Raw genomic sequence first — 16100 nt, forward strand, 5'->3', positions numbered from 1 at the left:
ACCACCGCCAAATACCGCAAATAATGGGAATAACTCAGTCACGGCGATTGAATATAGCCAGCTAATAAAGGTAAGTTGCAAGGGTCTCCGCTATAAATCATATTTCATTAAAGGCTTGTATTATTTAAATGGTCATAATTCGTGTTGCTCTCCCTATTCCTAAGCGCCAATTATTTGATTATCGCTTTGATGGCAAAGCGTTAGACATTGGGGTACGTGTCGCGGTGCCTTTTGGTCCCCGCAAATTGATAGGTGTCGTGTGGGAAACGAGTGACCAATCGGTTTGGGATATCAGCAAACTGAAATTTATCGAAGCGGTGTTAGATGACTCTCCAATATTTGACCCTATACTGATTAAACTATGTAGTTGGTTAGCGCAATATTATAAACATCCTATAGGAGATGTAGTACAAACCGCTATGCCAGTGGCACTGCGCAAAGGAGAATCGAGCCAAGAAAAACCCATCGAATTTTGGACCTTAAGCCACCAAGGTCAAACTACAGACTTAAGCAGTTTATCTCGCGCTCCAAAGCAGCGAGCATTACTAGAAGCCCTACAAAAACAAGATTGTCTGAAGTCAAAGGCCAAGTCTGAATTTGGCGCAGCCGCAATTAAGGCCCTTGTAGAAAAAGCATTAGTTGAATCAATCAGCAAACAAGTTTCCCAAGAACCCACTTGGCAGCAAAATTTAGTAGTGCGAGACAAACCTAAGGCCAATGTTGAACAAGCCATTGCGATAAGTTGTATTGAAGCCAAGCTTGACCAGTATGGCTGTTTTTTATTGGATGGCATTACTGGTAGCGGCAAGACAGAAGTGTACTTGCAGGCCATTGAGCAAGTATTAAAGCAAGGTAAACAAGTTTTAATATTAGTGCCCGAAATTGGTCTCACCCCGCAAACTGTACATAGGTTTAAGTATCGCTTTGGGATAGAAGTTGGTGTGTTGCATTCCGGTCTCAATAACAATGAGCGCCTTCAAGTGTGGCAGCAAAGCGCTAGTGCTAAGTTAGGCATCATTATTGGCACTCGCTCGGCTATTTTTACACCTATGCTCAAACCCGGCTTATTGATAGTGGATGAGGAGCATGATTCTTCGTATAAACAGCAAGACGGATTGCGTTATCACGCCCGTGACTTAGCGGTAATCCGCGCCCGTGAAGAGAATATTCCACTGGTACTAGGCTCGGCTACACCGGCACTAGAAACCCTCAACAACGCCTTAAGTGGTAAATATCAACATCTAAAATTGCAGCAGCGAGCCGGAAATGCCTCACTTGCGACACAGCACGTATTTGACATTCGCCAACAACCACTAAAATTTGGCGTAGCACAAGGCATGTTGGAGCGAATGAGCCAACATTTGCAGCAAGGTAGCCAAGTGATGTTGTTTATTAATCGCCGAGGCTACGCACCGGCCTTAATGTGTCATCAATGTGGTTTTGTGGAACACTGCAAACACTGCGACAAACCCTACACTGTGCACAAACAGTTATATAAGTTGCAGTGTCACCATTGTGGCAGTGCCAAACCTATCCCTAAAACCTGTCAACAATGTCACTCCCACGAATTGGTATCCATGGGTGTAGGTACCGAGCAACTAGAGCAAGGTCTAGCTGAGTACTTTCCACAATACAGTAGTATTCGCATAGACAGTGACAGCGCCAGAGGTAAAAACAAGTTAGATAAAATGCTCAACAGTATTAACAATAATGAGCATCAAATATTAATTGGCACTCAAATTTTATCTAAAGGCCATCATTTTCCAAATGTTACGCTGGTATTAATTTTAGATGTAGACGGAGCCTTGTTTAGCGCAGACTATCGCGCGGCTGAACATTTGGCGCAACTTATTACACAACTAGCAGGCCGCGCTGGGCGCGCTGAAAAACCTGGTGAGATGTGGTTGCAAACCCACGACCCGGGGCATCCTCTGCTTCAAGATTTAATCAATAACGGTTACAGCCACTTTGCACAATATGCGTTGCTAGAAAGGCAACATGCCAATTTACCACCCCATAGTTTTCAAGCGTTATTTAAAGCGCAGGCGTTAAGTGCCAGAGACGCTTTTGATTTTTTACAACAAATTGCGCAACTATTTAGTCATGTAGATGGGGTAAGTTGTTTGGGGCCTATTCCTGCCTTGATGGAAAAACGTCAAGGGCATTTTAGAATGCAACTGTTATTGCAAAGTGCACAACGCAGTAGCTTGCAAAAAGCCATTGGGCAGCAAATTCAACAGATTGAATCCTTCCAACTCGCCAATAAAATTCGCTGGTCGTTAGATATTGACCCTCAAGATTTCACCTGAAACTAATAATAATGAAGATTCTGATTGAGGATCCTGTGATCCTAGGTAAGATCGATTCTATTATTTCCTAGCAGTACTTTTATTACATGGCTCACAAAGATTACGTGGCTCGTGGCCGCGGCAAAAAAACCGCGCCACCGCCCCCCAAACCATCACTACCTTGGTTACGGATTATTATCACCTTAGTGTTGGTGGCAGGCTTTGCTTATTTTCTTTGGAGCATCAAAGGTACTGCACCTGATGATACAACCACAAAAGTTGTTACTCCTGAGCAAAATACAAAGCAAGAAAATGCCTTGCCAGAAATTCCAGAAGAAGAATGGGAATTTATTAAAACCCTACCCGAATACACAGTAGAAATAGATCACAAAGAACAAGACCAACCAACAGTGCGCCGCCTGATTCAATGCGGCTCATTTAGAACCGATGGTCAAGCGCAAGAGCTTAAGGCCAAAATAGCTTTTCAAGGCTTGGAAGCACAAGTGAGACCAAGCCAAGGTTCTTCAGGAAAATGGTACCGCGTAATTCTTGGTCCTTATGACAGCAAACGTGGCGCTGAAAAAGACCGCCACACCCTACAACGTGCCAAAATTAACGGCTGTAAGATCTGGAATTGGAATCTTTAACCAATATGGCTGCAGAGCATAAGCCTGCAGCTTGAAAAAAAAAGAATGCTCCCCACATCTATTCCACTCGGCGGCGTTTTCTAAAATTTTGAAAACCATAGCCCACTCTTAGCCCTGACAACTTAATGTAATCACAGTAAGTTGTCCTTGGACACTGAAGGAATTTTCGTGACTACCATTGTATCTGTACGCCGCAATAACCAAGTAGTAATAGCCGGTGACGGTCAAGTTTCTCTTGGCAATACTGTAATGAAAGGCAACGCCAAAAAAGTGCGCCGCCTTTATAACAACAAAGTACTAGCAGGTTTTGCTGGCGGCACAGCTGACGCCTTTACTTTGTTTGAACGTTTTGAGTCTAAGCTTGAAATGCATCAAGGCAACCTAACTCGTGCTGCCGTTGAACTCGCTAAAGATTGGCGCACCGACCGAATGTTGCGCAAACTTGAAGCCTTACTGGCCGTGGCTGACGAAACCGCCTCTTTCATCATTACCGGTAACGGAGACGTGGTTCAGCCAGAAAATGACTTAATCGCGATTGGCTCTGGCGGTAACTTTGCGCAATCAGCCGCCATGGCTTTACTGGAAAATACTGAGCTAACGGCCAAAGAAATTGCCGAAAAGAGTTTAACCATAGCCGGCAATATTTGCGTATTTACCAATCATAGCCAAACCATTGAAACGATAGATTATTAAGCACTTCGGCAAAGTTATTTTTGTGACTGGCGCAGCAATCATTAGCGCCAGTCATTTACCCAGATTATAAGGTTTTATTTATGTCAGACATGACCCCAAGAGAAATCGTCCATGAATTGGACAGTCATATTATTGGTCAGCAAGATGCCAAAAGAGCGGTCTCTATTGCTCTTAGAAATCGCTGGCGGAGAATGCAGCTTGATTCAGAGTTGCGCCAAGAAGTTACCCCTAAGAATATTTTGATGATTGGCCCAACAGGTGTAGGTAAAACTGAAATTGCCCGTCGTCTAGCAAAATTGGCGAATGCGCCTTTTATTAAGGTGGAAGCCACCAAATTTACCGAAGTAGGTTATGTGGGTAAAGAAGTAGAAACTATCATACGTGACTTAGCCGACATCGCCGTCAAGATGACCAAAGAACAGGCCACCAATAAGGTGAAGTTCCGTGCTGAAGAAGCTGCTGAAGAACGCATTTTAGATGCGTTGTTACCTCCTCCAGAAAATGCTTTTGGTGATAAAGAAGAACATCAAGATAAAGGCACTAGACAAATTTTCCGTAAAAAACTACGTGAAGGTCAGTTAGACGACAAAGAAATTGAATTAGATGTTGCTGCACCTCAAGTGGGTGTTGAGATCATGGCACCTCCAGGTATGGAAGAAATGACTAACCAGCTACAAGGCATGTTTCAAAATCTTTCTGGCAAAGAAAAGAAAAAGAAGAAACTAAAAGTTAAGGAAGCCCTTAAATTATTGACTGAAGAAGAGGCCAGTAAGTTAGTCAATCAAGAAGATTTGAAACAAACCGCCATCGAATCCCTTGAACAAAACGGCATAGTGTTTATCGATGAAATCGACAAAATTTGTAAACGTGAAGGCACCACAAGTGGCGGCGATGTGTCCCGCGAAGGTGTACAACGCGACCTACTACCTTTAGTAGAAGGCTCAACGGTATCCACTAAACATGGCATGGTTAAAACCGACCATATTTTGTTTATTGCCTCTGGTGCGTTTCAGATGAGCAAACCTTCAGACTTGATCCCTGAGTTACAAGGTCGTTTGCCTATTCGTGTTGAGTTAGGTGCCTTAACCGCTCACGATTTTGTACGAATTTTGACTGAACCTAACGCTTCACTTACCGAGCAGTACGTGGCGTTGTTAAAAACTGAAGGTGTAGATGTTTCATTTTCCGAAGAAGGCATTGAGCGTATTGCTCAAGCTGCATGGCAAGTCAACGAACGTACCGAAAACATCGGTGCTAGACGTTTACATACAGTGATGGAAAAACTCATGGAAGAAATTTCCTACGACGCTTCAGAAAAAAACGGTGAAACCCTAGTCATCGATGCCAAATACGTCAACGACCACTTAGACATGTTAGTGGAAGACGAAGATTTAAGTCGCTTCATTTTATAAATGATGAACAATGCTTATTTAAAAATGCCGCTTTAACATAGCGGCATTTTTGTATCAAAAGTAAAATCAACATGATGATATTTCTGAACGGCCATCACTTCGTTTAGCCCTTTGCGGTTAGGTCTCACCAAGTGTTTAGTTTTATTTCTGATTTTTTTGAGTATTCTAAAATTTTCGAAAGACTCTTAACACTGGCTAGAGTCAAAACATATGAATCAGAGCCATTATCGATTCCAATAATTTCTAATCCCACACTTTTACTACACTGTAACAGCAAAGATTGTGGGTCTTTTGACTCTAAGTAGAACGAAATATTGTTGCCTGTTTTGGCAAAATCATTTTTAAGCTGTTCAAAGCTGGCGCACACAGAGAGTCGGTTATTAGACGTTCTATTAAGCGAGTCCAATACAAGACGAGGGGCTTCCCGCCAATCCACATCTATTGCTAATCCATTTGCTTTTAAACTTTCGACAATCACAAAGGTAAAATCAAATTCATTATCGAAAGGCGCTTCGTATCCGTGATACTCCAAGTTGTCCTTATACTGTTGTTTGTAGGCATTTTTACTAGATAAAAAAAGGCTCACGTCACTCAGAACATTAGGAGTATTGTCAGATATAATTTGCGCAAAGATGAATTGAGGATGTTCGTTATTCGGCTCTTGTTGTCCGCAACTTAGGGTAAAAATCGTGAAGATGGCTAAATAAATGACTTTCATTTTTTTGTTTCCAAACAATGGTGTGCAACCAGTTCTGTTAACCGATTTACTTTAGTTGTGGCTAGCGAAACTTTGTTTAAATTTCCTTCACTATATCCTTTACAACATAGTGGCGCTCAACGTCTTTAGAAATCACTCCCCAGCTAGAGCTTGATACTCTTTTCTGGTGCGCTTCGAATGCTTGTTTATCGACGAATTCTTCATAAACCTCAAAAATGCTTGGTTGATGTTCTCTTTGAGTGACTCTAAACGCTAAACATCCGGGCTCTTGTAGCGTTAAAGCGATGTGCTTTGGAAGAGCAGATTTAATTAAATCAATTTGCCCCGCGGCTACATTTATATGGCCCGTCAATACAATTTTTGTCAAAGTGACTTCCTTTCCAATTACCTCAAAGAGCGTTAACGCTTAATCCAATTAGGTATCTAAACTCACAATAATCAACTACTACAAAGTGCATTTAAAGTGAGTGTGTACTTTACATTACTCTGAATACTGACTAACGATTTGACCTATAACTAGTGATCTCGGTTCATCTCTGATGTTTGCTAAAATTTCGACCAAGTTTAAATCATCTTTAAGGCTTTTTGCTTGTTGAAAGTCAGCAAACATAATATTCTTTTTGAGTCTAAATAAGTTCTACTCAATATAAAATATGAAGTTTTTAATAAACACATAAATTGATTAGATTATTAATACTTCAAGGAATATCTATGAACCACGCCCTTTTTAAACAGAGCTTAATGGTAGCCGCTGTATCGCTCTCATTAACTGCATGTTTATCTAATGAAAAGCAAGATGAAAAAGTAACCATTAATAAAAACCCATTCCCCAGTACTTATAAAATTTTACCACAGCAAGATACTTTGTTTACTCAAGCAACGGTTCTAACGGGCACTGGTGAACGAATTGATAATGCAGATATACTTTTTGTCGATGGTAAAATAAAACAAATAGGTGTTGGCCTAAACGCGACTAATGTTGAAGTTATTGATGCACAAGGAAAATGGATAACCCCTGGCATTATTGACGTACATTCTCATTTAGGGGTTTATCCAAGCCCTAGCGTAGAATCACACTCTGACGGTAACGAAATGAGCTCTCCTAATACTTCTGAGGTATGGGCTGAGCATAGCGTCTGGCCGCAAGATCCTGGCTTTCAAGCGGCAAGAGCAGGTGGAATTACTACCTTACAGATATTGCCTGGCTCGGCTAACTTATTTGGCGGCCGCGGTGTTACGTTAAAGAACGTACCAAGTCATACCATGCAAGCGATGAAGTTTGTCGACGCACCTTATGGTTTAAAAATGGCCTGTGGAGAAAACCCAAAACGGCTTTATGGTAGCAGAAAACAAATGCCATCAACTCGCATGGGTAATGTAGCTGGTTATCGAGCTGCTTGGGCGGAAGCTGCTGAATATAAACGAGCTTGGAATAAATACGACGCCGACTATGCTGCTGGTAAAAACCCGCTAGCACCAGTTCGAGACTTAGAGCTCGATACGCTAATGGGTGTGCTTGATGGTGAAGTTTTAGTACATAACCATTGTTACAAAGCTGAAGAAATGGCGGTGATGATAGATATAGGTAAAGAGTTTAATTATCACTCGGGGACTTTCCATCATGGCATAGAGGCCTATAAAATTGCTGACAAACTCGCAGCCAACGGCAACTGTGTTGCGATGTGGCCAGACTGGTGGGGCTTTAAAATGGAAGCCTATGATATGGTAGAAGAAAATGTTGCCATAGTTGATTCGGTAAAAAATTCTTGTGCCATAGTACATTCAGATTCTAGCACCACTATTCAACGGTTAAATCAAGAAGCTGGCAAAGTACTGTATCGAGCCAATGATAATGGCTTTGAATTAAAAGAAGAAGATGCCATCAAATGGATCACTGCTAATGCGGCTAAATCACTTGGTATTGATGATAAAACGGGTAGCTTACAAGCCGGTAAAAATGCCGATCTAGTATTATGGAATACCAATCCATTTAGTGTTTACGCACAAGCAGAGCAAGTTTTTGTGGATGGCGCGAAAGTTTATGATCGTTTTGATGAAAAATATCAGGCGAAAAGTGACTTTCTTTTAGGGCAAAAGTAGGAATTAACCAATGAAAGTGATTCAAATTAACAAACCCATCTTAAATGCATTAGTTACTATTCCTTTTGTTTTATGTGCATTTATCACCAGCACGGTACAAGCCAAAAGCACAGCTATTACTCATGCCACTGTTTACACACTTGCTGGCGAAGGTACGATTGAAAACGCCACGGTAATTATTGACCAAGGTAAAATTACGCAAGTTTACAGCAGTGACAATACCCCAGAAAATATTAACACTGATGAAATCATTGATGCTAAGGGAAGAATTCTAACGCCTGGATTTATTGGTAGTATGAATTCACTCGGTTTAGTTGAAGTGAGCGCAGTAGCAAGAAGCCGTGATAGTAAAGATAAAGAAGCAGATATTACCTTTGATGCAAGCTTAGCATTTAACCCCAAATCAACCTTGATCGCTTATACACGCAAAGGAGGGATTACCAGCAATATTGTTGCTCCTCAAGGTGGAGAAGACTTATTTGCGGGGCAATCTTTTGTGGTTGATCTTTCTGGTGAATTCAATAGCGTAACTGACAGACAAAACGCAGTAATAGTTCACTTAGGCGCTGAAACTAAGGGCTCAAGAGCACTAAAACTGCAAGCGTTAGATTATAAATTTGAAGATGCACAAAAAGCGTTGGCTAAACAAGCACTCGCTAATAAAAGTAAAGACAAAAAAGCAAAAGAAGATAAAGAGCCAAAACGTGATGAGTTAGTTATTAATGCTTTGCTAGCGGGTGAAAAACCATTAATAGCTTATGCTGACCGAGCAACAGACTTATTGGCTTTAATTGCGTTAAAACAAAAATATGGACTTGATTTAGTGTTGGTGGGGGCAAGTGATGCGGTACTAATTGTCGATGAAATAGTTGCGGCTAATGTACCGATAATTCTTAGTGCTATTGATAATTTGCCCAGTAGCTTCGATTCGTTACACGCCAATTTAAGTAATATGGCCATGTTAACAAAAGCGGGGGTTAAGGTTATTTTAGCGCCTGAGGGCGATAGCCATAATATAAACCGATTACGCTTTGATGCTGGAGTTGCCGTTGCCAATGGTGTATCAAGAATTGATGCTCTTGCAGCGCTTACCGCTAATGTAGCCGATGTATTTAAACTAAACTCAGGTCGGATTCAGGTTGGTAAAAATGCCGATTTAGTTTTGTGGAGTGCCGATCCTTTTGAATTAAGCACTAAGGTAGACAGTATGTGGATCAATGGTAAATCGATTTCTACACGCTCCCGACAAGATGACTTACGTGATCGATATTTAACAAAGTCTGATATGCCAAAAGCTTATTCTAAATAAAGTATTGACGAGTTAATACTTTATTTAGAGTTTAAGCCGCAACCTAGACACCCAAATCAAATTAATAAAGTAACGTTTTGCTACTTTTTTGAAATGGGTGTCTCTGTAAAGTTGTGACCATATCTTCACCACAAAAAAATGAACGACAGACACAACGAGACACACAATGGTAATAAAGAGTATCAACAAGTGAAATTTGAGATTTACGGGACTGGGGCATAACAGACCATCCTTGGCTTCAATGAATACATTAAAGCCTAGAACAAAACTAAAATATTGCTAATTTTTAGAGTGGGTGTCCATTGAAGGAAGGACTGCGTTTTTTGCGGCGAATTTAGGCAACTTGTTAGGTTTTCGTTGTATTTTGAGGAAGATCATTAACAAGCATCCCAAGTATTTTACCGCGCCTCACGCCTTTATTTTTATGACCAAGGTCTTTTCGAATAGCTATCAGTATTTCTTCAATTAGATATAGAGTTGGTAATCCTTTATTCTCTGATAGTTCCTTGTTGGTTATAATATTTTCTTTGTTACTTAATATACCGTGCCTAAAATTATAAAAGGCATGTAGCATGTCGTCAGATCCCCATATAATTAACTCTTGCACTATTTCAGTTAAAACAACTTGTTTTTCGTTGGACGAAAACTTCTTTCCACCAAGTTTTTCTCCTACCGTCATTTTAAACATGAAATCCATTAGCTTTTCGTATGTTGGAACTTTCTTTTCTCTTAATTGCGCTTGAACCTCAGATTTTCTTTCCAAGTATTTTGAAGTAAGCACTGATAGAACAGAAACAAAAATAGTAGCAAATGCTGTTACCAAACCTGCACCTAACTTTGGATCCACGGATGAAAAAAGACCCCACATTTTCAACCCAAAGAAATATAGGCCATATATTAGAAGTAAAAGGCTAAAGAGAAGAAAAGCGACACCAATAATTTTTTTGAACATTTATTTCTTCCTTTTTAAATCTGCTCAATACGAAGACCCCGGGGAAAACCTAACGCTTAATATAACTGGAAAATACGAGCGCTTTACAGCGAGTAGTTTTCCAGTTTATGTTTTTGTTATATTTTCTTTAAACTGAATATCACGCTATTAATGACGCACGATACAAAAAAGTAAAGAAAAACTGTACCTGCTATTTCAATATTTTCCATTAAAGCTACCGCATAATAAGTACTGAAACCAAGTAAACTAGCAAAGACTTTGGAAAAATTATTATTTATTTTAGATAGCTTTACATTTGGTTTTGAGACTAACAAATAGTGAACAAGTAATGCTGCAATTGAAGCTACAAACGCACAACAACTAACAATAAAAGTTAATAGTTGAAACGTACCTAAACAGCCAAACTTGGGGTCACAGGAACTAGTAAAAAATATATATGCTGCATTAATTAACGTAATTGGAAGAAAGACCCAAAAGAAAAATAATAATGTAAAAACAATAGAGTTTTTCACCGAACTTCCCTGAAAATATAACAATATTAATATCCCACAAACACCCGCATTTAAACACGGCTAGTTTCCGTATATAAAATTTCACTTATTCTAATCACAGTAGGCAAGTTATTACAACGTAAAGGTTTTTTACAAATACTCAATTATATTAGTTGCAGAAATGCCGCAATTGCACAAGATCTTGCATATATCGGACAGGGAACCAAAGCTGCCTATAAAAACAGCACATCAGAACTGAATTTAATGACAAGAAAACAGTAAAGAGTGCCGGAAGACACTCATACTTTTACTTACACTTTTATTTACAAAAGTGATCTATTGCCTGCAAACTAGAACCTATAAACAGCAGACAAACGCACCGTTCTTGGTTCAAGTACGTGATAGTGCAAGTCTTCGGTGGCACTATCTAGTGGTTCGTTGGCAAAGCGGCTGGCGTAGTAGTAATCAATATCGTGATCCTTGCTGTCTAGGGCATTCAATACATCTAACTTTAAGGTGAGTTGCGCGAACTTGTAACCAACATTTAGGTTCATTATTTTCGAATCGTCAGATGTAATACTGCCGTCTTCAACTAAAGGGCGGTCAGAGAAATAACGTAACCTAGCTGCGGCAAACCATCCATGTTGTGGTTGATAACTTAAGCCTGTTTGCACTACGTGCTCTAGTGCTCCTGGTATTTGATTAGCGTTTTTAGGTAGTTCATCAAACTCTGCTTGGGTATAGGCGTATTCAAAATCAAAGCTAAATGCGTTAGCAATACTGTAATAACCGGTCAACTCAATACCGGTGCGTGTCGAAGCATCACTGGGCTCTGTATTTCCTGCGTCACCAACAAAGAGTAATTCACTGTCTAATTTAAGCTGCCAAATAGACATTGAAACATTTAGCCGTTCGGATAAATTGCCACGCAATCCTAGTTCGTAACCAATGGAATCAACAATAGGGTCGACTGGCGCAATAGACTCTCCAGAATTAGGGTCAACCTGCACTATGGTGCCTCTGGCATCATTGGAGTGGAAGCCTTGCCCGGCAGACAGATACCCTTCCCAGCTTTCACTAAAGGTATAAATAACATTAGCTTTTAAGGCTACATTGCCCGCATCTTCGGTTCCTTTGTTTACGCTTAAATCGACATCATTGATATTGGTATCGATATTACTGCGCACATCAAAATCAAAGAAATCGTAACGCGCACTCACAATCGTTTTAATGAAATCATTCCAAATAATATTGTTTTGCCAATAAAATCCTAAGCTACTTTCAGTCACCGCATCATTTCTGATAGCGCCTAGTCGTTGCCTTTGTTGGGTTTGAAATAAGCCTACTTCGTCAATATCGTCGATACGCGCTTGCGCGCCAAACTCGTTGGAAATCGGCTTGCCTTGCCAGGTTGCAAAGGTGGTATAACTTATGTGACCACCGTAGATTTGCCGCTTGTCCACTTGTTCAAATTGGTCCCCTGTTGTGGGGTTATCTAAAAAGTAGGTAAAGTTTGACCAAAGATTTAAATCATAATCAATAAAATAAGCTGAAGCCTGAAGATTCTGGCTTTTCCATGCGGCGTTGATGCTGTAGCGACTACTGTTGCCCCCTAAACTAGTATCGATAGAGCCTAGTTCATCTATGATGCCAGCGGTTACGGCCCGTTGCGGAATTTGGTCGGCACTGTTCCACGAGTTGTCGTATCCCATAAAAGTCAGTTTTAAGTCGCCGTTATTGAGCTTAGTGTTGTAGCTTAAAAACACATTGGTTTTGTTGAGGTCTTCTTCAATGTCTGTCCATGGACCATCATAGCGATTAAATTCAATCGCGTAATTTAGATGGTTGTTATCCATAGCTAATCCACCAGCCAATAAATACCTTTGGAAATTGTCTTCACCCAAGGTAGTGGCAAGTTGTGTAGTTTGACGTTGATTAACAGTATTAAAATCGGCACCACCTGCACCACTAAAATCACCTACTTGGCCGTAATACGCGCCTTTTTTAAAGGTAATGGTATTAATCGTTTCTGGAATAATAAAATTTAAATCAGTGTAGCCTTGGCCATGCCCATGAGTACGCATGTTAATTGGCATATTGTCGATTGAAGTCGCAAAATCGGTACCGTGGTCAAGGTTAAATCCCCGTAAGAAATACTGGTTGGCTTTACCTGTTCCGCTGTGCTGTGTCACTACCATACCGGGCACTAACTCTAAAATTTCTCCGCTGCGTAACATGGGTCTATTTAAGATTTCTTGTTGCCCAATAATACCTTCTGAAGCAGAAATAGCTTCGCCAATCAGGCTAACGGCTTTGCCTTGAATCTCAATTTTTTCTATACTGGCGGCGGCTGTTGACCCGTCCAGCTCAGTTTGTTGGGCTAGCACTGGAAATGAACCAAAGCCAAACAAAACACTACAGATCACAGCAACATGTGGCTTATTTAACTTAAAAGGAACTCGATTTGTGTTTTTCATTTATTTGCCTTTTTTATCCCGCATTGCTTTTACAAGCTACATTAAGAGCGAGTTAACCATGCGGTTTAAAAACCGATAAGGCCTCGGTGAAAATTATGATTAACAAAAGTATGCACAAATCAAAAGCGCCGTTAACCGCCCCTGTGCTAGGCCAGCGCGAAATAGACACCTTGAGATTATTTTGGCGCAGCGAAGCCACGACTTTGAGTGCCACAGATATCCACAAAATTTTGAAGGAGCAAGCTGAAACACCACAAGATGTCATCAGCATTAATACCATTCAAAGCACCATAGAAAGGCTTTGGAAAAAGAACTTACTGAGTCGTAATAAACAAGGAAAGGCGTTTATTTACAAAGCAGCCTATTCGAAGCAAGAAGTGATCAGTAGTTTAATAAGTGAAATTAGCGACGCTTTAGGTGAAGGGGACGACAGCGCAATTATGTCGGGCATTTTTACTTTTTTAAAATCCAAAAACACTAGGGGTCACCGAGATTTGTTGCAAGCGCTTGGGAACCAGCCAAGCTTAATTCATGCAAGTAATAGCAATGACGATTGAGACAATATTCGCTTCAGCTATGCAGTTTGCTTCACTGTTCGCCATAGCTTGCTGCATATTTTTAGTTAGCTCATTAGTCACGTCTGGCATATTTTTAGCGCATCGTCAGTATATCAATCCATCTCGCTCTCACTTGGGAAGTGGTTACCTATTTTTCCATGGTTTTTGTGCCGTATTGACTACGCTAGTTGTGAGTGTTTGGTTGTCGTTGCCCCACTCGCCGAGTCTGCCTTTTGTATTTGAGCACTGTCATAGCAGCAATTGTGCCGCGCATATTCCCGCTGTTATCGATCCAGCTTTGCTTAATTTACTCTTTGCTTTTTTCGTGATCGGATTTGTTGGGATATGTACTATTTTAATAAAAATTCATCAAAAAAGATTACAAGAGCGCATCGATAGTTTACTTCGGCTTTCACCCAATCAAGACTCCGATAACCCATATTGGGCCCAGGCTACCATTGTTGAAATCCCTCAACCAACCTTGATCAATGTTGGGTTGTTAGTACCCAAATTATTGTTATCTTCGGCCATAACCCGCTCTCTAAAAAATGACGACGCGCAACTATTGTTAGGTTATGAGTATGCGAAAGCCAAGCAGTTTGAAAACCTCAAGGTAAAACTCCTACAAATTAGCTGTGTGTTTTGGCCAGCTAAAATCAGACGACTATTAATTAGCGACTTACAAAGTGTCATAAGGACTCACGCCTCAAAAGGAATTTCTCAACAGCTCGGACATCAACAAACCCAGATACCTGCAGAGATATTTAACAATATGTCTAATGAACTTAGGGAGTTTATATCGAATATATCAGGCACCAATAACCAAAGTGCTCAGTTGTATAAAGCTGAGCACACACCAACAACAGCAAACAATATTGCCTACGTATTTAGCGGTTTGTATTTTATGTGCTTAGTGGTTGTCACATCAAACTTCACGCATTTTCTGTTCGAGATTATTGAGTAAATAAGACAAAAATAGCGAGATTTGACACTTATCTAAAACTTAACTTACTCCTTGCCACACAATCAAATTGGCGCCGCAATCTTGGATATTCAGTAAAGTCATAATCGATGACTTTATTTTTGTATACCGAATGGTATAATTTACATCTCTGTACTTGAATGGTGAAAAATATGGCAAGTGGTCGTAAACGAGAGTTTGATTCTGAAGTAGCCTTGGATGCTGCCATGCATGTTTTTTGGCAGAAAGGATACATAGGTGCATCGCTGATGGATTTGACTCAAAGCATGGATATCAGTAAACCGAGTATGTACCGCGCTTTTGGCAATAAAGAATCCTTGTTTGTGAAAACCACTCAGCGCTATCTTGAGACAAAAATGAAGTCCCATATGGATCTGTTATTTGAAGAAGGTTTTTCATTAAAACAACGCTTAAAAAATCATATGATGTCGATAGTCGAGATGCAGTGTGGTTCTGAGCAGGCTAAAGGTTGTTACTTGGTGTTATGTCAATCCGAATTAGTCAGCGGGGTGATTCCTCAAGAGGCTGAGCAGATCTTAGTTGAAGCCGAAAATTTACCCATGAAGTTGTATACAGACTTATTCACTGAAGATCCCGAAGCGATTGAGTTAGGCTTAGATAAAAATGCACATATCAACAGCTTGAGTTTGTACACTATGCTCAAAGGCACCGCTACTATGGCACGGTCTGGTGTAAACCCATTAGAGCTTGGTCAATCGATAGATAACATTCTTACAGGCATAGGTTTACATTAATTTTTCTTATCTAAATGTTGTATTAAACTATCAAGGCGATTTATTACAACATTTGGCTCGATTCCCCAGGGGTCAAATACTGTGCCCTCACTGCGTTTTACCCAAGCGGCTTTCATTCCAAAGGATTTGGCACCTATCACATCAAATGCGTTGCTCGATACTAACCAAGACTGTTCAGCGCTTGAATTAACTCTATTTAACAAGTGTTGGTAAATCTCTGGGTTAGGTTTAAACGTACTAATTTCATCAGCGCTTATCACATCACTGAAATACTCCAAAACACCGGCATTTTTCAACAGGGTATTAACCGATTGCGCCTCGCCGTTTGAAAACGCCACTAAACGGTACTTTTCTGCCAATTGCGGCAAAGCAGTTTGAATATCGTCGAAAGCTGGCAAACACAGATAACTGTCTAATAATTGTTGTTTTTGGGAATCGCTTAGCGCAACTTTCAATGCGGCACAGGTGTAATTCAATGCGTCTTTAGTGCAAACCGAAAATTTCACATATTGCTTCATCAAGCCCCTTCGAAACGAATACTCCAGCTGTTTTGCTCGCCATGTTTCAGAAAACAACTGTGCTTTTTCTTCGACCAAGTTTAATAACAGATTTACCACCCCTTGAGTGTCAATTAGGGTGCCGTAAACATCAAATGCAATATTTATTTTCATTTCAATCGTTCTACTTTTATTAATTAATACATAGAGTTAGTCGAACTA

The 16100-nt window shown here is 40.3% G+C and carries 15 protein-coding genes; 9 read left to right on the top strand and 6 right to left on the bottom strand.

All coding sequences use genetic code 11. The features are described from left to right. Positions 1-128 precede the first annotated feature (128 nt). From priA to hslU, 4 genes are all read left to right on the top strand, one after another. A complete protein-coding gene (gene priA, locus KO534_RS22620; protein ID WP_215933648.1) occupies positions 129-2309 on the top strand; it encodes a primosomal protein N' in 2181 nt (726 codons plus the stop codon). Positions 2310-2395: 86 nt separating this feature from the next. Beyond that, positions 2396-2935 carry an SPOR domain-containing protein gene (locus tag KO534_RS22625; RefSeq protein WP_215933650.1) on the top strand — a complete coding sequence of 180 codons (540 nt, stop codon included), beginning with the start codon at positions 2396-2398 and terminating at the stop codon, positions 2933-2935. A gap of 168 nt (positions 2936-3103) precedes the next feature. Beyond that, entirely contained in the window at positions 3104-3628 is a 525-nt protein-coding gene (gene hslV / locus KO534_RS22630) for an ATP-dependent protease subunit HslV (RefSeq protein ID WP_215933653.1), read from the top strand. Between the two features lie 80 nt (positions 3629-3708). Continuing rightward, entirely contained in the window at positions 3709-5040 is a 1332-nt protein-coding gene (hslU, locus tag KO534_RS22635) for an HslU--HslV peptidase ATPase subunit (RefSeq protein WP_215933655.1), read from the top strand. A 124-nt stretch (positions 5041-5164) separates the two neighbouring features. Here hslU and KO534_RS22640 read toward each other — a convergent pair whose 3' ends face one another. Next, positions 5165-5758: a DUF6630 family protein gene (locus tag KO534_RS22640; protein ID WP_215933657.1), complete on the bottom strand. Its 594-nt coding sequence runs from the start codon at positions 5756-5758 to the stop codon at positions 5165-5167. A 76-nt stretch (positions 5759-5834) separates the two neighbouring features. Next, complete coding sequence (locus KO534_RS22645; RefSeq protein WP_215933659.1) at positions 5835-6125, bottom strand: putative quinol monooxygenase; 291 nt, start codon at positions 6123-6125, stop codon at positions 5835-5837. Positions 6126-6499: 374 nt separating this feature from the next. On the opposite strand from KO534_RS22645, the gene KO534_RS22650 reads away from it, so the two are divergent. After that, positions 6500-7858 carry an amidohydrolase gene (locus tag KO534_RS22650; RefSeq protein ID WP_252732376.1) on the top strand — a complete coding sequence of 453 codons (1359 nt, stop codon included), beginning with the start codon at positions 6500-6502 and terminating at the stop codon, positions 7856-7858. A gap of 10 nt (positions 7859-7868) precedes the next feature. Next, entirely contained in the window at positions 7869-9167 is a 1299-nt protein-coding gene (locus KO534_RS22655; RefSeq protein WP_215933663.1) for an amidohydrolase family protein, read from the top strand. Positions 9168-9513: 346 nt separating this feature from the next. Here KO534_RS22655 and KO534_RS22660 read toward each other — a convergent pair whose 3' ends face one another. The 3 genes from KO534_RS22660 to KO534_RS22670 all read right to left on the bottom strand — a co-directional run bounded on the left by KO534_RS22660 (position 9514) and on the right by KO534_RS22670 (position 13087). Further along, positions 9514-10119: a hypothetical protein gene (locus tag KO534_RS22660; protein WP_215933665.1), complete on the bottom strand. Its 606-nt coding sequence runs from the start codon at positions 10117-10119 to the stop codon at positions 9514-9516. 116 nt (positions 10120-10235) lie between these two features. Beyond that, a complete protein-coding gene (locus KO534_RS22665) occupies positions 10236-10631 on the bottom strand; it encodes a hypothetical protein (protein ID WP_215933667.1) in 396 nt (131 codons plus the stop codon). Positions 10632-10960: 329 nt separating this feature from the next. Beyond that, positions 10961-13087 (bottom strand): TonB-dependent receptor, encoded by a 2127-nt coding sequence (locus tag KO534_RS22670; RefSeq protein WP_215933669.1) that lies wholly within the window; start codon positions 13085-13087, stop codon positions 10961-10963. Between the two features lie 95 nt (positions 13088-13182). Between KO534_RS22670 and KO534_RS22675 the strand changes: the two genes are divergently transcribed. The 3 genes from KO534_RS22675 (at position 13183) to KO534_RS22685 (ending at position 15381) form a co-directional block, all read left to right on the top strand. Then, positions 13183-13644: a BlaI/MecI/CopY family transcriptional regulator gene (locus KO534_RS22675; RefSeq protein ID WP_215933672.1), complete on the top strand. Its 462-nt coding sequence runs from the start codon at positions 13183-13185 to the stop codon at positions 13642-13644. Further along, complete coding sequence (locus KO534_RS22680) at positions 13634-14608, top strand: hypothetical protein (protein WP_252732370.1); 975 nt, start codon at positions 13634-13636, stop codon at positions 14606-14608. Before KO534_RS22675 ends, KO534_RS22680 begins: the two co-directional genes overlap by 11 nt. Before the next feature lie 170 nt (positions 14609-14778). Then, complete coding sequence (locus tag KO534_RS22685; RefSeq protein ID WP_215933674.1) at positions 14779-15381, top strand: TetR/AcrR family transcriptional regulator; 603 nt, start codon at positions 14779-14781, stop codon at positions 15379-15381. Here KO534_RS22685 and KO534_RS22690 read toward each other — a convergent pair. Then, positions 15378-16052, bottom strand: coding sequence for a haloacid dehalogenase type II (locus tag KO534_RS22690; RefSeq protein ID WP_215933676.1), 675 nt, complete (start codon positions 16050-16052; stop codon positions 15378-15380). The genes KO534_RS22685 and KO534_RS22690 overlap by 4 nt on opposite strands. Positions 16053-16100: the final 48 nt, after the last annotated feature.

The organism is Paraglaciecola arctica (assembly GCF_018861065.1).
Classification (GTDB): domain Bacteria; phylum Pseudomonadota; class Gammaproteobacteria; order Enterobacterales; family Alteromonadaceae; genus Paraglaciecola; species Paraglaciecola arctica_B.